This is a genomic window from Peribacillus simplex (genome assembly GCF_030123325.1).
Classification (GTDB): Bacteria; Bacillota; Bacilli; order Bacillales; family DSM-1321; genus Peribacillus; species Peribacillus simplex_D.
Window position 1 is genome coordinate 655,626 of record NZ_CP126106.1, and the last position, 17,390, is coordinate 673,015.

Below are 17,390 nucleotides of genomic sequence, written 5' to 3' on the forward strand. Positions count from 1 at the left end.
CGCGCCAACTGCCTAATCTTGATGTGTTTCATGGACGGATAAAGCCTTGAATTCGAATTTGAATTCAAGGCTTTATCTCCTTTAGCTATATTTTTTCCGATAGTTATAAAGTATCACCAAGAGTATGAACCAGATCGGGGTCAAGAGCAGTGATAGTCGTGTAGCTTCAGCGAATAGCATTACAATAAGGATGAAGAGGAATAATCCTAAAATGGCGTAATTGACAAAGGGTGTAAAAGGTGCCTTGAAAGTTGATTCGGCTCTTAGATCAGGCCTTGTTTTCGAATATTTGATATGGGAGATCAAGATTATGCTCCATACCCAAATGAAACAGATGGCACTGATGGTCGTCACTACGGTAAATGCCTGTTCCGGTATCAGCTTGCTTAATAATGCACCAATTGATACAACGATTGTGGATGTTAATAAGGCATTGCTTGGAACAGCCTGTTTATTTAATTTTTCCAGTTTAGCAGGGGCTTCGCCATTCCTGCTTAACGTATAGAGTATCCGGCTTGTTGAAAATAAACCGCTGTTGCATGCAGAAGCAGCTGATGTCAACACGACGAAGTTGATGATTCCTGCAGCGACGGGAATGCCGATTAACGCAAAGACCTCTACAAATGGGCTGCTCGTGGCGTCAAGTTGTGTCCATGGGTTGACACAGAGAATGACGAATAGGGCACCAACATAGAAAAGTAAAATCCTGACAGGGATTTTATTGATGGCAGAGGGAATGTTCTTTCTCGGGTTCGCCGTTTCCGCTGCGGAAACCCCGACCAATTCGACACCGACAAATGAGAAGACGACCAACTGTAAAGATAATAGGAATCCGGAAATGCCATTGGGGAACATGCCCCCATGATTCCATAGGTTCGTTACGGAAACCGTTCCGGTATTGGTATTGAAGCCGATGATCAAAAGAATGATTCCTGCGATGATCAAGGCAATGATCGTGATCACTTTAATGATGGCAAACCAGAATTCCAATTCGCCAAATAACTTAACGGTCAATAGGTTCAAACCTAACAGAATGACTAGGCATATTAGAGCCGGAATCCATTGAGGGATATCGAACCAATATTGTATATAGACACCGACAGCTATGATATCGGCCATTGCGGTCATGATCCAACAGAACCAATATGTCCAACCTGTCACGAATCCAGCCCATGGGCCGATATATTCGGTTGCAAATTCAGTGAATGATGCATAACCTGCATTGGATAATAGCAATTCGCCCAGCGCCCTCATCACAAAAAACAAGGCAATCCCTATTATCAGATAGGAGAATATAATGGAAGGTCCAGCCAATTGTATGGCTTTTCCGGATCCTAAAAATAAACCGGTGCCAATGGTTCCTCCTATTGCAATCAGTTGTACATGACGATTTTTTAAATCTCTTTTTAATTCCTGTTTAGCCAATTCTTACGCCCCCGTTTTTTTATAGTCTTGTTAGTGAATGATTTCAACTTGCATGGTCTTGGAGAGAGGGACGTGATTTTTTGCCCTGCTTGCCTATTCCATTGGTTTTCAAGCGTGTAGTTTTAAGTCCAATCACAAATGGACAATAAAAAAAGAGATTGGATAATACCAATCTCTTAAAGGGTTCAGAATAACAATTCTATCATTCGTTACTCTTCTGTCCTTTTGCCTGAGATTGTGAATCCTTCGGCGCTGCATCTTGTACAGTCTCTCCAGAAGCTGCTCCTGCTATAGTGTCATCCATAGCATTCATCGCTTGCTTGTATGCGGTTGTGAAGGAATGTCTGTCAGTGATAATCTTCCACTGTTGGATCATTCATTATGCTTATAAAATAATATTGGAATTCTATCATCTATTTTTATGTAGGTCAACAAATTTTTTTGAAATGAAACAGGCATTATTTACAGTTTAATGGTGGACTGTATTTAACTTAAGGTTTAAGCAAAAGTGATCGTTTTCTACTTTTTTTGAACAATCACTATTATAAAATACTGAACATCATTTTTTTAAAATGATATTTTTAGATTAGAAAAATCGACAAGATATTATTGGCAACTGTTTTTTTCAAAAATACAATTGTATTTTTACAGAATATTTACTATTATAAGATAAGAAAATATAATTGAAGTGTTATGTAATATTGATTACGATCAAGCATTTCTAACCGCAATAATTAAAAGAGAGTCGTTCGTGGCAAGGATAGAAAAGCATTACCGATATTGCATCTGGGGGAGTTAATCATGTCGAACAAGGAATTAAAGAGAGGGCTGGAATCTAGACATATTCAAATGATAGCTTTGGGCGGAACCATCGGGGTCGGGTTATTCATGGGTTCTGCGAGCACGATCAAATGGACCGGGCCCTCTGTTATGCTTGCTTATGCAATCGCAGGTATTTTTATATTTTTCATCATGCGTTCCATGGGTGAGATGCTATATTTAGAACCGACTACAGGTTCTTTTGCAACCTTTGCAAGCAGCTATATACATCCCTTGGCGGGTTATATGACTGCTTGGAGCAATTGGTTTCAATGGGTAATCGTCGGAATGTCCGAAATCATCGCGGTTGGGCTGTATATGCAATATTGGTTCCCGGAGTTACCTGCTTGGATACCAGGTGTGGTCGCCATGATCATCTTGGGGGCGGCAAACCTCATTTCCGTTAAATCCTTCGGGGAATTTGAATTTTGGTTTGCGCTTATAAAAATCATAACGATTATATTGATGATCATTGCCGGCCTTGGCCTTATCTTCTTTGGAATAGGAAATGGCGGGGATGCAATTGGATTATCGAATCTTTGGGCAAATGGCGGCTTCTTTACGGGAGGCTGGACAGGGTTCTTCTTCGCGCTTTCCCTTGTCGTGGCTTCCTATCAAGGCGTTGAGCTTATCGGCATAACAGCCGGAGAAGCGAAGAATCCAACGAAAACCGTAACAAAGGCGATCCAATCAATCATATGGCGCATATTAATTTTCTACATTGGTGCCATATTCGTCATCGTGACAGTCTTCCCTTGGGATCAACTGGATGACTTAGGCAGTCCATTTGTTTCAACCTTTGCCAAAATAGGTATCACTGCAGCGGCAGGCATCATTAATTTTGTCGTAATCACTGCAGCAATGTCTGGATGCAACAGTGGGATTTTCAGTGCAGGACGTATGCTTTACACACTGGCATTGAATGGCCAAGCTCCGAAAGCCTTCGCTAAAGTATCTAAAAATGGAGTGCCGGCATATTGCACGATCGCTGTACTTTTAGGATTGGGCATCGGGGTTATCCTGAATTACCTTGCACCGCCGCAATTATTCCTTTATGTGTACAGTGCGAGTGTATTGCCTGGGATGATTCCATGGTTTGTCTTACTTATCAGTGAGCTTAAATTCAGAAAGGTGAATGCTGCTGAAATGGAGAAGCATCCTTTCAAAATGCCGTTGGCCCCTTTCAGTAACTATGCGACAATTGCCTTCTTACTGATGGTGCTGGTCGGTATGTGGATCAATCCTAGTACAAGGATTTCCTTGGTTGTCGGGATCGTTTTCCTAGCCTTGGTCATAGCAAGTTATTACATCCTGAAAATGGATAAACGAACACCATTGGATGTTAAATCCGATGATGAGATTTCTTGATAAGAAATACTAATAGAAAGCCCTTCTCTTAATTCGAGAAGGGCTTTTTTTGTCTTTGTGCATCAATTTTTGGAATTCACGAGTAAATGCGTGGAATTCACGAGTAAAACGGTTGAATTCACGAGTAAATGCGTTGAATTCACGAGTAAATGCGTTGAATTCACGAGTAAAACGGTTGAATTCACGAGTAAAAGCGTGGAAATCACGAGTAAAGCTGGAATTCACGAGTAAAACGTTTGAATTCACGAGTAAAACCGTAGAATTCACGAGTAAATGCGTTGAATTCACGAGTAAAGCTAATTTGACCCCATTACAAGGAAGGGCCAGCAAGGGAAATGTACCGTCCTGCCAGGTTTTTTCATAGGATGTAACATATTTACCCGAGGAAGGGGTTATCTTTTTGGAAAGAACAAAGCTTACCGGGCGTATCGTTACACCTAATGATGCTGAGTATGAGCATGCCAGGATAAATAATAATTTAAGTTTTGCTAAATTCCCAAAGGTTATTGTGTTTTGTCAAAATTCGAATGATGTGTTGAATTCATTGAAATGGGCCCGGGAAAATCATGTACCTTTCCGGGTTAGGAGCGGCAGGCATAGTTATGAAAATTTTTCATTAGTGAATGGCGGTCAAATCATTGATATTAGTGAAATGTACAATATCAAGGTCAATCGTGAGAAGATGATCGCAAAAATTGAAGCCGGAGCTGATTTAGGGCGGGTATATAATACGTTATGGAACTATGGCACGACGATTCCGGCAGGGACCGAAAGCAGTGTTGGTGTTGTAGGTCTTACGCTCGGCGGTGGAATAGGTATGTTAACGAGGCACTTTGGACTTACTTGTGATAATCTTCTTGAATTAGAAATGGTAAGGGCGTGTGGAAAGAGGGGCGCCAAACTCATTAAAGCAAATAGGGAAATCAATAGTGATTTATTTTGGGCATGCTGCGGGGGAGGAGGGGGAAACTTTGGCATAGTCACTTCTCTTACTTTCAGGGTACACCCCGTATCAAGGGTATCCATTTTCTCCGTCACATGGGAATGGGAAGATTTTGAAGCGGTGTTTGAAGCCTGGCAGGATTGGGCCCCTCAAGCTGATGAATGCTTAACTTCTGAAATAGAATTCAAGGCAAAGGAAGCGAACGAAATTATTGCTCAAGGTGAATTTGTTGGAACGGCACATAGATTGAAGCAGCTATTAAAGCCTATGACAAAAACTGGTTCACCAATAAATGTCATGATAGAGGAAGTCCCATACATTGAAGCAGTAAGGTTCTTTGATTATCCGGCTGGGAATCAACCGGCGTATCGAAAGAGGTCAGGATCTTTCATTGAAAAAACTTTTTCACAGCAAGCCATCATGACCATGAAACATTTTTTGGAGAATGCTCCAAATGAAAATGCAGCCATTTGGCACCAATCCTTGGGAGGAGTTGCGGGCCTTAAAGATCCAAAGGAGACAGCTTTTTATTATCGCGATGCCATCATCGCCCAGGAGTATCAGGCAACATGGGCCAATCCAGAAGAAGAACGGCTAAACATTCGTTGGATCAAGGACCTGAAGCGCGCCTTGTCGCCATTCACTACTGGTGACTACGTGAATTGGCCGGATACTCTCATCAAAGATTGGCCAACTGCGTACTATGGAGAAAATTTTAAACGGCTTCGGGAAGTGAAAACGAGGTATGATCCATACAATGCGTTTAAGTTCCCTCAAAGCATACCGCCATTAAATAAGTGGGGTTGAAAAGCTTGGATGCATCAAAAATATCCATTATAAAGGCCTATCCCTAAATTGGATATAGGCCTCTTTCTTCTTGTTTTGAATCATTTAATCGAGATAATACTCAAAATCATTCTGCTTGCTGAGCTTGTACTGTATTGTAAACCTGATTTACGGAAGATTGGGCTTGGGCGATTTCTTGAGCAGCTTGTTTAATGGCTTCTTGTGCCAAAGTTGGATCAGAGGAAGATTTTTCAATTGCTTGTGAAAGTAAGGTTTGCGTAAGGGTGACATTTGCTTTTGCTTGATTTAATTGATTGATATCAATTTGTTGTTGAGGCATGAAGTTTCTCTCCTTATGTCATTATTGGAATTACTCCATTAGGATGACCTTTCTTTTCTTTTTTATAAGGAGAAAAATATATAATTTAGGCAGGATGGACAGCTTGGAAATTTTCTGTAACAGGAAAAAAATCCAATGGAATAAACAACAAATTCGTAAAAAAGTTAGGATTGAAAAGAGGCAGAAAGAGAATGGGATTATTCGTTTTATTTACTTGGAATCCTTAAATTTTCATCGGCATAATTCGTATTATGTTCCTTGAATATCATAATGTATGAAAACGCAAAAAATTTATCGTGACTTTTTGCTTGTTCAGTTAATTAAATTATACTTTACTTATTGGTTTTATCAGATTAAAATCGGAGAAAGAATTATTATAAGAGGATGAGCTGATTGGACAACCGAAAGCTCCTGAACGCTATAAGCGAACAGGGGCTTTTTGCGTTCATTTTGGAAAAAGGAGTTGGCAAGATGAATATTGATCATATTGAAGCTTTTATGTATGTTGTTCACCTTAATAGTTTTCATAAGGCCGCAGAGGCAATGTTTTTATCACAGCCAACGGTTTCGGCAAGAATTAAGACGCTTGAAAGTGAACTCGATTCAGTACTATTTGAGAGGCAAGGGAGAGGGATTATTTTAACTGAAAAAGGGAAAGCCTTCATTCCATTTGCGGATCAAATTATTCGTACCTTTCACCAGGGGAAAAAGCAGTTGAAAACAGGAAGCGAACTGGAGGAAATAACGATAGGGGCTAATATCATTACATCGCAATACTTTATTCCATATGCTCTTCCTCTATGGAAAAAGGAAAACCCTAATTTACGCTTTAAATTTATTTCAGCAACAAATGATGCATTAATGGAAAAATTGCTTCAGAAACAGGTCGATATAGCCTTTATGAAGGATGTTACACATAGTGGTCTGCAAAATTACAAAACCCTTGATAATTCGATTCGTTTAGTGGTGTATCCAGGACATCCATTTCAACTTCAAACTGAGCTAACAGTTCAGGAACTAGCAATGGAGCCGTTGGTATTTTTCGAGTGTGGTGCGTTTGACTGGAACCACGTTCATAAAATTTTTGAAGTATCTAATGTTGAGCCGCGCATTGAATTTCAGGTTGATCACCTGGAAGTGGCGAAATCGCTAATTCTTAGCAGAAGCTGTATCGGATTTTTACCGTACTTATGTATTAAAAAAGAGTTAGAACAGGGAACTTTGGTTGAAGTGGATGTGTCACATTTAATCAAGATAAAGCAGCACATCTATCTGACGCATTTAAATCACGGGATGGAAGCCCCCTTATTATGGAAAGACATTCTTTTTTCAATTCGGAAATTTGAGAAAAACCATCAGAAATTACAGATACAATCGAATTGATAGATATTTTCTATCAATACAATATTTTTTTCTATTAGTTAAACCATTGCCATTAGCATGTTTTAGGTGATAGGATATGTCAAAATATAATTATTCGCATAAGTAAACTTTGAATTAAAGCGGAGGAGAGAATATGAGTTATAAGCTTGGCATTTTAGACCAAAGCCCGATATTTCCAGGAGCTTCAGCATTTGATGCACTACAGCAAACCATTAATCTGGCTAGACATGCAGAAGAGTGGGGTTATACCCGTTTCTGGGTATCGGAACATCATCATGCCGAACAGCTGGCGGGGTCCTCCCCGGAAGTATTGATTTCTTATTTATTAGCCCAGACAAAATCGATTCGGGTAGGGTCCGGAGGTGTTATGCTTCAGCATTATAGTCCATATAAAGTGGCGGAAAACTTTCACGTGTTATCGAATCTTTCGCCAGGCAGGGTAGACCTTGGCATCGGAAAGGCACCAGGTGGTCTCCCCTTATCAACGAAGGCGCTACAGTTTGGAACTGTGAATGATGGAAAAGATTTCGAAGAGCGGTTATCTTTCCTGCAGAAAATAATTGAAAATTCAATTAATGAAACTCACCCGCTTGCAGGCATTCAAGCGACACCACTCCCTTCGGAAAATCCTAAGATGTTTTTGCTTGGTGCTAGTGCCGGCAGTGCCAGGCTAGCAGCCGATCTTGGGATATCTTATGTATTTGCTCGATTTATCAACAGTAATGAGACTGTACTTGAAGATGCTGCACGCATTTACCAAAGTATCTATCCGACTGGGAGCTTTAAGGTATCGGTTTCAGTGATTGCTGCTCCTTCACAACTAGAAGCGGAACAGTTAACAGGTGATCAGAAGATCGTGAAAGTTCATCTCAAAAGCGGTCGTTCTGTCACGGTCCAAACACTAGCGCAAGCAGAGTTATTCGGGAAGCAGTCTGGGGAGCCTTACGAAATAGAAGAACAGGATTCCAATATTATTGCTGGAACTCCTTCTTATGTAAAAGAAGTCTTAGCAAATTTACATGAAAAGTACGGGGTGGATGAGTTTATCCTGCATTCGCCGATTTTAAAGGAAGCCGAAAGGTTCAGATCTTTTCGATTGTTGAGTCCACTTCAATTAGCCATATCTGAAGAGAAACACGTTACGAGCCAAAATTAAAAAGTCTTCAGTAATTAGGGAAGATGGTAGATGAAGTCATAAACCGATTAATTAAAGGAGGAGTATTGATGACTGAGCAGAGAAAGTTGAAGCTTGGAGCGCTTATTCATGGAGTTGGAGGGAGTATATCCGGTTGGAGACATCCAGACATTCAAGCAGATGCCAGTGTTAGTCTTGAATATTATAAGGAGCAGGCCCAGAAGGCTGAAGAGGGAAAGTTCGATTTACTTTTCATTGCTGACGGATTGTTTATCAATGAGAAGTCAATTCCGCATTTTTTAAATCGATTTGAACCAATTACCATTTTATCCGCACTCGCTGCTTTCACATCAAGAATAGGGCTTGTCGGAACAGTTTCCACCTCATACAGTGAGCCATTTACAGTAGCTCGGCAATTTGCTTCACTTGATCACATTAGTCAAGGTCGTGGAGGATGGAACCTTGTTACTACCCCTCTTGAGAGTACTGCCTTGAACTATAACAAAACGATTGAAGAACACCCTGATCATGCCAAACGCTATCGGATAGCATCAGAATATATACAAGTCACCAAAGGACTTTGGGATTCATGGGAGGATGACGCGTTTACTCGGGATAAAGAATCCGGTGAGTTTTTTGATCCTTCTAAAATGCATCAATTAAAGCATAAAGGAGAATTTTTCTCCGTGCAAGGACCACTCAACATTGCCAGATCTAAACAGGGGAGACCTGTCGTTTTTCAAGCTGGTTCATCAGAAGCTGGCAAAAATTTTGCGGCTAAAGAAGCGGATGCAATTTTTACAGGTCAACCAACATTGGAAGATGCAAAGATATTTTATCAAGATGTAAAAAACAGGGCTATTGCATTCGGGAGAAATCCTGATGAAATTGTAATTCTGCCAGGTATCGCGCCAATCATTGGTGCAACTGAGGAAGAGGCGGAGCACAAATATCAAGAACTAGCTAACCTAGTTTCTATAGATAAGGCGCTTGACTATTTGGGGCGTTACTTCGATCATCATGATTTTTCCCAATATGAACTGGATGCACCTTTCCCAAATCTCGGAGACATCGGAAAAAACAGTTTCAGAAGTACGACTGATCGAATTAAACAGGAAGCGAAGGAGAAACAGCTAACGCTCCGTCAAGTTGCACTTAAAGAGGCTACACCCCGGACTTCTTTCATTGGAACCCCAGAGAAAGTGGCGCATTTGATTCAGCAATGGTTTGAAGAGAAGGGGGCGGACGGATTTATCTTTTCTTCAAGTGTTCCAAATGCTTTAAGTGACTTTGTAGACGATGTGGTCCCTATCCTTCAAAAAAGGGGAATATATCGTACAGAATATGAAGCAGAAACCTTAAGAGGCAACTTGGGGCTTCCATTCCCGGAAAATCGTTATGCGAAGGAAAGCATTAATCAATGATATAAGAATCATTTGAAAAATTGAAGGAGGAATAAGAAATGGGAGAAGCGCTATCTGTCGTCGTTTGGTCAAAACAAGGATGTCACTATTGCGAGGAGGTTAAACAATACTTAAAAGAAAAGGAGATCGCTTATCAAACGGTGGATGTTACCAATCATGATGATCGGCGAGATATTTTAGAAATCAAATATGGGGTTCGGCATGTGCCCATTATTGAAATTGGGCGAGGCAGCGTATATGAGAGCGTTACGGAAATTGGAATTCCTCATCTTGAAAAAGTACTTAAACGTGTACAATAACAAAAAATCAAGCGTTTAAATCTGAGTTTATATGCATGAGTGATTGAATTAAGGAAAGATTGCATAAGTAAATCCGACTATTCTTGTGTAAATAATATGTTATAGAAACGGGGAGTTAATCATGACCCAATTAATCCGTCTTGCCACTGTAAAGGATGCTCCAGAAGTGCTAGATGTCACACTTCGGGCTTATGAACCAATCAGGGAATTGAATATTAATTTTCTTGCTGCGACAGCTGATTTGCAGCTAGTGACGAATAATATTAGGCGGAATCTCACTTATGTTTTAGTAGAACAGGAGGGCCAAATTGTTTCCACCGTGACAGTTCGTCCTCCATGGAATGATCCTGATCATTTCAGTCCGTACCCGTTCATTTGGTGGTTTGCAGTCGATCCCGTATACAAACAAAAAGGTTTTGGCTCGACTTTGTTAACCTGGGTGGAAGAAAATGCACTTCGGAAACAGGTGAAGGCGCCGGCCGTTTATTTGGCGACTGCTGAACGTCATCCTTGGCTTGTTTCCATTTATGAAAGAAGAGGTTATGAGATTTTTGCTGAACGAGACCATGATGGAGAAAAAATTGTGTATCTTCGCAAAATTCTAGATGAAACGCTGTATCGCATTATTGAAAATAAAGAACCAATTGTTAGTAATTAAAAATGTTCGGGGGGAATTGAGATGAAAAAAACATTACTAATTGTTATGGCACTGCTACTAACTTTTTTAGGAGCTTGCTCTTCAGAAGAAACAACCAGTACAGCAAAATCTGGGGATTCAAAAGATAAAAAAGTTCAGAAAATCATTGTTGGAACAGGGACGCAATTCCCTAATATTTGCTTTTTGGATAAGGCTGGTAATCTGACAGGGTATGATGTCGAGTTGGTTCGTCAAATCGATGAAAAGCTGCCTGAATATGAATTTGAATTTAAAACGATGGAATTTTCTAATCTATTATTAAGTTTAGAAACGAACAAAATAGATTTTGTTGCTCATCAAATGGAAGTTAATGATGAACGGAAAGAAAAATTTCTATTTAATGAAGAACCATACAATGTCTTTCCGCTTCAAGTTACAGTTCATCAGGACAACAATGATATTCATTCCATTAAAGATCTAAAAGGAAAAAAAGCGATAGTGAGTGCAACGAGCAATTCTGCTGTTTTTCTTGAAAAATATAATAAAGAAAATAATGCCGGTATTGAAATTGTCTATTCTGGCCAAGGCGCAGATGATACGAAGACTCAAATCAAAACTGGTCGGGCGGATGCTACCATTACTACACCATTTGCAGTCGACTTCTTAAATAAACAAGCAGATGCACAGCAAAAGGTTGTGGGTGAGCCGCTTCTTAATTCAAAAGTATACTTTTTGCTAAGAAAAGACGAAACGCCTTTACAGAAGAGAATTGATGAAGCACTTGTGGAACTGAAGAATGAAGGGGTAGTTAGCGAACTAAGTAAAAAGTGGCTGGGCGCAGACTATTCAGTGGGATTTTAATTAGATAGTAGTAAGCGCGGAGGTGCTAAAGCATGGGAAAAGCATTTGATCCCACATTAATCGTCGATTTCATTCCGACGTTAATATATTATCTTGGAGTAACATTGCAAATTCTGGCAGCATCCGTATTATTAGGAATGGTCATCGGGATAGCGGCAGCCATCCTTAGATTATTTCGTATCCCTGTCTTGTGCCAATTTGTCATATTGTATATTTCATTCATTCGGGGAACGCCTATTTTAATACAATTATTTCTAGTTTTTTATGGACTGCCTGCAATCCTGTTATTCATTAATATTGATATTTCAAGAATGGATGCTCTTTATTTTGTCATCATTACGTATGGATTAAGTAATGGGGCGCATTTCGCTGAAATATTCCGAGGAGCGATTAAGGCTGTCGATTATGGGCAAACGGAAGCAGCCTATTCTGTTGGCATGAATAATAGTCAAAGTTTTTTTCGAATTGTGCTTCCTCAGGCAATAAGGATTGCTTTTCCGAATATCGCAAACTCTATTATCGGATCCTTGAAGGATACCTCACTTGCCTTTACCATCGGCGTGATGGATATGATGGGCAGGGGAGAGACATTGATTGCCGCAACTGCACATGCTCTCGAAGTCTATCTCTCATTAGCCGTTATCTATTATGCAGTCGTGCTATTGTTCGAGAAAATATTCAGACTTTATGAAAACCGCATAAATCGGCATCAATCTGCTGATGTGTCTGCTACTGGATAACAAAGGGAGGAGGGAAGGACTTGACGATTGATATTCTATTCATTTGGACTGCTTTTAAGGAGATTAGTAGAGCACTTCCGATCACACTTATTTTAACCATTCTTCCTCTTCTTGCAGGGTTTATTATCGGTCTCGCTGTTGCATTGATTAGGATATATAAAGTGAAATTTCTATGTGGAATTGCAAATGGCTATGTTTCCTTCTTTAGAGGAACACCGATTATCATGCACATAATGCTCATTTATTTCGGTTTTCCATTATTAATCGATCAAATTTCTAAAAAGTTTGATTTGGGTATTCAATCTAATTCCATTCCAATCATCTTATTTGTCTTAACCGCCTTATCGTTGAGTGCGGGTGCTTATTTATCGGAAATATTCAGATCGGGAATTATCAGTGTCTCCAATGGCCAAATGGAAGCAGCCTATTCCGTGGGGATGAATTCGTTTCAAGCCATGACGCGAATCGTTTTGCCACAGGCCATTGCTCAGTCCATCCCGAATTTCACGAATATTTTCATTGGATTCTTGCATACGTCATCCATTGCTTTCATTGTATCGCAAAAAGAAATGACAGGAGCAGCCAATATAGTTGCATCCACAAATTTGAAATTTTTGGAGTCTTTTATCGCTGCTGGTTTAATTTATTGGGGCCTTACAATCATTGCAGAGGGGCTTTCGTTTTTAATTGAGAAAAAGGCCACTGCCTATAATCGAGGAGGAGTACAATGATTTATTTAAAAGATATACAAAAATCATTTAACCAGCAGCCCGTTTTAAAAGGAATTAATTTAAAAATAGGCAAGGGGGAAGTAGTTACCATTCTTGGACCGAGTGGATCTGGGAAAACAACCTTGCTTAGGTGCCTGAACTTTCTGGAGAAACCTGATGAGGGAATTGTTCAAGTGGGAGATATACAGGTGAAGTCCAAGAAGGCGACCAAAAGGGAAATCTTATCCCTTAGAAGACAATCGGCAATGGTTTTTCAGCATTATAACTTATTTGCTCATAAAACTGTTTTGGAGAATGTAATGGAAGGGTTAATTGTTACAAAAAAATATAAGAAAGCTGAAGCGGAACGGGAAAGCGAGCTGTTATTGGAAAAAGTGGGTTTGGGAGATAAGCATAACTATTTCCCTTCGCAATTGTCAGGAGGACAACAGCAGCGTGTTGGAATTGCCAGGGCACTTGCTTTAAATCCGGAGGTCATTCTATTTGACGAGCCAACGTCGGCACTCGACCCTGAGTTGGTTGGGGAGGTGCTTTCTGTTATAAAAGCAATAGCCCTGGAAGGCATCACGATGGTGATAGTGACCCATGAAATGAGCTTTGCTAAAGAGATATCGGATCGCGTTCTTTTCATGGATGGCGGGGTCATTGTTGAAGAAGGGTCACCATTGGAGATCTTCAATGCTCCAAAGGAAGAACGAACACGACAATTTTTTAACCGGATATCAAGAGATTTTTCCGTACCGTTATTAGAAGAAAAGGCCAATTAAAGGAAGGGGCCAAGGAGGACGTATGATTAATACAATTGTAGTCGATGAATTGATTGAAGAAGATAAAGAGACGGTGCGCCGTTTATTGGTAGAAAGTTATCAACAATATGAACATGAATATTCGAACCCGGAAGCTTGGGAAGGATATTTAAAAAATATTGAATCCTCGGTGGATAATCCACATGTTGATAAGGTGTTGGTTGCAAAGTGCAATCAGGATATCCTTGGCACATTACAGCTTTTTCAATCATCTGAAAAAGCATATGAAAAGCCGGAACTTGGGATTTTTTCACCAATCATTCGGTTGTTGGCCGTTCATCCCGAATCAAGGGGACGCGGTATTGCACAGGAATTATTAAAAGCTAGTGTAACTTATGCAAAATCGCAAGGTGCGTCCAGTTTGTATCTACATTCTACTGATAAGATGCATAAAGCCATTAAACTATATGAATGGTTTGGCTTTAAACGGGATCGAACGAAGGAATTTCAAAATCATGATATTTTAGTAAAATGCTATCGCTTGGATTTATAGAAGGAGGCGACTGTATGAGTCGAGAGTTGGAAAAGCGCTTAATATCGATACGGCGCCATTTACATCAATATCCGGAATTATCAAATGAAGAATTTGAAACGACAAAATCCATACAAACGTGGCTCGAGGAAGAGGGTATTGAGATCCGTCATACAGGATTGAAAACAGGTGTTTTTGCAGACATAAAAGGTGGCAAACCCGGACCGACAATAGCCATAAGGGCGGATATCGATGCCCTTCCGATTGAGGAACGAACCGGGCTGCCATTTGCTTCGAAAGTAAAAGGGGTGATGCATGCTTGCGGCCATGATTTTCATACGGCAGCTGCAATAGGTGCTGCCCACCTTTTAAAAGAATGTCAATCGGAGTTGTGCGGGACAGTGCGATTGCTTTTTCAACCCGCAGAAGAATTTGGAGGAGGAGCGGTGCAAGTGATAAAAGATGGTCAAATTGACGATGTGGTAGCTGTGATTGGACTGCACAATAAACCCAACTTGCCTGTCGGCACCATTGGTATAAAAGCTGGTCCGTTAATGGCGGCAGTGGACCGTTTTCATATTGTCCTTCAAGGGAAGGGGAGTCACGCGGCCATCCCTCAACACGGAAAAGATCCAATAGCGGCAGCGGCCCAGCTTATTTCCGCTCTTCAAACTATCGTCAGCCGGAATGTATCCCCATTAGATAGTGCTGTGGTGAGCGTTACGAGAGTAACAGGGGGAAGCACCTGGAATGTGATTCCAGGTGATGTCACACTTGAAGGAACGATACGAACCTTTGAATCCACTATCCGGAAAGAATTAAAGAATAAGTTTTATTCGATTGTGAATCATATCGCCGCTGCTTTTTCACAGGAAGCTGAGATTGGTTGGTTTCCTGGACCACCCGCGCTTCATAATCATCCAGCTGTCACAGAGATGGCACGCAGGTCTGCTTTGGAGCAATCATTACGAGTAATCAATCCAGAACCTTCAATGGGTGGTGAAGATTTCGCTTATTACCTTCAACATATCCCCGGTACCTTTGTTTTTTTTGGTGCAAACGGAAACGAAGATTGGCATCATCCAGCTTTTACTGTTGATGAAAAATCCATTATTAAAGCTGCTCATTTTTTATCTGAAAGTGCCAAGGATTTATTATATAACCATGGTAAGTGGTGAACATATTTGACTTAGGTGCCAGACACGATTGCGTGCCTGTACCTTTGTTACAAATTAATATAAAAATATGTGATATATTTCTTAGATTCATAAACAAAGACATATATAGGAAGGGACATAAAGAAGAGACCTAGTCCCTCAAATTCTTTTTTCCTATCCATATACATAAATGTTTCTTATTTATAGAAGGGAAATATCAACAGCCACTAAAACTAACAAGTTAAGTTCAGCCCTTTCCTGCTTGGAATCCTGGATATTTGGTCATTCCGCCATCAGCATATAAGGTCATTCCCGTTACGTAGCTAGACTCTGAGGATGCTAGCCAAGCGGCACAAGCGGCAATTTGTTCCGGTTTTCCGATATATCCCATCGGTATCAGGTCGATGACTTCTTGTTTGGCTTTTGGGTCATTGAATTTTTCGGCATTGATGGGTGTGTCGATCGCACCAGGTGAAATATTATTAATGCGAATCCCTTTGGGAGCATATTCAAGTGCAAGGGTTTCAGTCATCATCTTCACTCCGCCCTTACTTGCTGCATAGTGGACAAAATGAGGCCAAGGTATCCGGTCATGAACGGATGACATGTTAATGATATTGCCCTTAATTCCATGATCGAGCATATAACTGATTGCTTCCCTGCTTGCGAGGAACATCCCCGTTAGATTTACATCGATGACTTTCTGCCAATCTTCCAGAGTCAATTTTTCGCTGGCCACTTCATTTTCAATACCTGCATTGTTTATCATGATGTCGATCGTACCAAAGGTGTCCACAGCGAATGAAAGCAATTTCTTCACATCCGCTTCCTTTGAAATGTCACCTTGAATCGCTGCGGCTTTCCCGCCTGCAGCTTCAATCGTTTTGATGATTTCCTTATGGTCGTCATTTTCAGTGTGATAATTCAATACGACATGTGCTTTTTCTTTACCGAACCTTTCGGCCATGGCTTTTCCTAACCCTTTTGCCGCCCCAGTAATGACTACCACTTTTTTCTCTAAATCTTCATACATCATTTATCGCTCCTTTAACTATTCTTTTGTAAAGCCGATCATGACTCCGCCAGCAATTACGAGTGCACACCCAATGATGACGAAGGCCATTTGCTTTTTGGATTTTTTCTCTCCTAAAAGAAAGATTCCGCCTAAAGTTGAAATAACGATTCCCATTTGGGAAAATGAGAATGCAATGGCAACGCCCACTTTTGGATTAGCGAGCAGGAGACCGATATTACCGACTGCCCACATCACTCCAGTAAGAATATTTCGCCTAGCATACTTATTAAACGGTTTATGTTTGATGGAAAGGAGCAGGGCAGCCAGGAACATGCCGATTGCTTGCGGCAGGATCGCCGACCATCCGTCAACTGCATTCCATCTGACAACAATGACATATGTAACATAACCCACCGTTGAAATGGCAAGGTAAAAAACGCCTTTTTTCAAGCTTCCTTCTTTTTTGTCATCACCATCTCCGTAGCTCGTCAGCAAGACACCTGTAACCAAACAGATTATTGCAACGATGCCGATGATGACTGTAATCCTGTCATTCCATTCCCTGAAAATGATAACCGCAAAAAATGTATTTCCTAGAATTTGCAGTCCTGTTGAGATTGGAACGGTTTTCGATACTCCGATTTCCTTGACACTATTGAACTGAAATAATTGCCCGAATGCCCAGCCTATCCCTGAAATGATGCCGACAACCCATACTAGATTGCTCCATTCCGGCGGATTGATGAATGACATCATGATGGCGAACAGTAATGAACCGATTGTAATGCCAAGTGTTTGATTATATGAGTTACCCCCGAGTTTTTCGGAAACAAGCACTAAGCTGCCCCATGTCAATGCAGGGAGTAGCGCAAAGAGAAAACCTTCCACAAAATTTCATCTCCTAAATTAGAAAACAATGTTTTAATGAATATAAAAAAATGGGTAGTTAGCAAGCTATTGAATGTATTTAGAGTTTTCCCTTTACACGGGAAAGAAAAACATGGTTTTAATTTACCAATTTGTCATTTTATTTTTCAGTGTGGAAACAA

At 40.5% G+C, this 17,390-nt stretch carries 18 protein-coding genes and 1 riboswitch; of the genes, 14 read left to right on the top strand and 4 right to left on the bottom strand.

Annotated features, from left to right (window positions below; all coding sequences use genetic code 11):
* Positions 1 to 81: 81 nt before the first annotated feature.
* Positions 82 to 1,425, bottom strand: coding sequence for an amino acid permease (locus QNH43_RS03145; protein WP_283916769.1), 1,344 nt, complete (start codon positions 1,423 to 1,425; stop codon positions 82 to 84).
* A 207-nt stretch (positions 1,426 to 1,632) separates the two neighbouring features.
* Positions 1,633 to 1,711: riboswitch (glycine riboswitch) on the bottom strand.
* A 515-nt stretch (positions 1,712 to 2,226) separates the two neighbouring features.
* Here QNH43_RS03145 and QNH43_RS03150 point away from each other — a divergent pair.
* The 3 genes from QNH43_RS03150 (at position 2,227) to QNH43_RS03160 (ending at position 5,362) form a co-directional block, all read left to right on the top strand.
* A complete protein-coding gene (locus QNH43_RS03150; RefSeq protein WP_283916770.1) occupies positions 2,227 to 3,612 on the top strand; it encodes an amino acid permease in 1,386 nt (461 codons plus the stop codon).
* 90 nt (positions 3,613 to 3,702) lie between these two features.
* A complete protein-coding gene (locus QNH43_RS03155; RefSeq protein ID WP_283916771.1) occupies positions 3,703 to 3,843 on the top strand; it encodes a hypothetical protein in 141 nt (46 codons plus the stop codon).
* 169 nt (positions 3,844 to 4,012) lie between these two features.
* Positions 4,013 to 5,362 (top strand): FAD-binding oxidoreductase, encoded by a 1,350-nt coding sequence (locus QNH43_RS03160; RefSeq protein ID WP_283916772.1) that lies wholly within the window; start codon positions 4,013 to 4,015, stop codon positions 5,360 to 5,362.
* 106 nt (positions 5,363 to 5,468) lie between these two features.
* On the opposite strand, the gene QNH43_RS03165 is transcribed toward QNH43_RS03160, so the two are convergent.
* Positions 5,469 to 5,681 carry a hypothetical protein gene (locus tag QNH43_RS03165; RefSeq protein WP_057278656.1) on the bottom strand — a complete coding sequence of 71 codons (213 nt, stop codon included), beginning with the start codon at positions 5,679 to 5,681 and terminating at the stop codon, positions 5,469 to 5,471.
* Between the two features lie 471 nt (positions 5,682 to 6,152).
* On the opposite strand from QNH43_RS03165, the gene QNH43_RS03170 reads away from it, so the two are divergent.
* From QNH43_RS03170 to QNH43_RS03220, 11 genes are all read left to right on the top strand, one after another.
* Positions 6,153 to 7,064 carry a LysR family transcriptional regulator gene (locus QNH43_RS03170; RefSeq protein ID WP_283916773.1) on the top strand — a complete coding sequence of 304 codons (912 nt, stop codon included), beginning with the start codon at positions 6,153 to 6,155 and terminating at the stop codon, positions 7,062 to 7,064.
* Positions 7,065 to 7,197: 133 nt separating this feature from the next.
* Positions 7,198 to 8,220, top strand: coding sequence for an LLM class flavin-dependent oxidoreductase (locus tag QNH43_RS03175; RefSeq protein ID WP_283916774.1), 1,023 nt, complete (start codon positions 7,198 to 7,200; stop codon positions 8,218 to 8,220).
* 68 nt (positions 8,221 to 8,288) lie between these two features.
* The gene (locus QNH43_RS03180) at positions 8,289 to 9,623 is read left to right on the top strand and encodes an LLM class flavin-dependent oxidoreductase (protein ID WP_283916775.1); all 1,335 of its coding nucleotides are present in this window, start codon (positions 8,289 to 8,291) and stop codon (positions 9,621 to 9,623) included.
* 38 nt (positions 9,624 to 9,661) lie between these two features.
* Positions 9,662 to 9,922, top strand: a complete 261-nt coding sequence (locus QNH43_RS03185) for a glutaredoxin family protein (RefSeq protein ID WP_283916776.1) — start codon at positions 9,662 to 9,664, stop codon at positions 9,920 to 9,922.
* Positions 9,923 to 10,043: 121 nt separating this feature from the next.
* Positions 10,044 to 10,580, top strand: a complete 537-nt coding sequence (locus tag QNH43_RS03190) for a GNAT family N-acetyltransferase (protein WP_283916777.1) — start codon at positions 10,044 to 10,046, stop codon at positions 10,578 to 10,580.
* Positions 10,581 to 10,601: 21 nt separating this feature from the next.
* Complete coding sequence (locus QNH43_RS03195; RefSeq protein ID WP_283916778.1) at positions 10,602 to 11,420, top strand: transporter substrate-binding domain-containing protein; 819 nt, start codon at positions 10,602 to 10,604, stop codon at positions 11,418 to 11,420.
* A 32-nt stretch (positions 11,421 to 11,452) separates the two neighbouring features.
* Complete coding sequence (locus QNH43_RS03200; RefSeq protein WP_283916779.1) at positions 11,453 to 12,160, top strand: amino acid ABC transporter permease; 708 nt, start codon at positions 11,453 to 11,455, stop codon at positions 12,158 to 12,160.
* A 20-nt stretch (positions 12,161 to 12,180) separates the two neighbouring features.
* A complete protein-coding gene (locus QNH43_RS03205) occupies positions 12,181 to 12,891 on the top strand; it encodes an amino acid ABC transporter permease (protein ID WP_283916780.1) in 711 nt (236 codons plus the stop codon).
* On the top strand, positions 12,888 to 13,658 hold the full coding sequence (locus QNH43_RS03210) for an amino acid ABC transporter ATP-binding protein (protein ID WP_283916781.1): 771 nt from the start codon (positions 12,888 to 12,890) through the stop codon (positions 13,656 to 13,658). The genes QNH43_RS03205 and QNH43_RS03210 overlap by 4 nt, the downstream gene beginning before the upstream one ends.
* Positions 13,659 to 13,680: 22 nt before the next feature.
* Entirely contained in the window at positions 13,681 to 14,190 is a 510-nt protein-coding gene (locus QNH43_RS03215) for a GNAT family N-acetyltransferase (protein ID WP_283916782.1), read from the top strand.
* A gap of 14 nt (positions 14,191 to 14,204) precedes the next feature.
* On the top strand, positions 14,205 to 15,347 hold the full coding sequence (locus QNH43_RS03220) for an amidohydrolase (RefSeq protein WP_283916783.1): 1,143 nt from the start codon (positions 14,205 to 14,207) through the stop codon (positions 15,345 to 15,347).
* 226 nt (positions 15,348 to 15,573) lie between these two features.
* On the opposite strand, the gene QNH43_RS03225 is transcribed toward QNH43_RS03220, so the two are convergent.
* Both QNH43_RS03225 and QNH43_RS03230 read right to left on the bottom strand, forming a co-directional pair.
* Positions 15,574 to 16,359 (bottom strand): glucose-1-dehydrogenase, encoded by a 786-nt coding sequence (locus QNH43_RS03225; RefSeq protein WP_283916784.1) that lies wholly within the window; start codon positions 16,357 to 16,359, stop codon positions 15,574 to 15,576.
* An 18-nt stretch (positions 16,360 to 16,377) separates the two neighbouring features.
* On the bottom strand, positions 16,378 to 17,229 hold the full coding sequence (locus QNH43_RS03230) for a GRP family sugar transporter (RefSeq protein WP_283916785.1): 852 nt from the start codon (positions 17,227 to 17,229) through the stop codon (positions 16,378 to 16,380).
* Between the last annotated feature and the right edge of the window lie 161 nt (positions 17,230 to 17,390).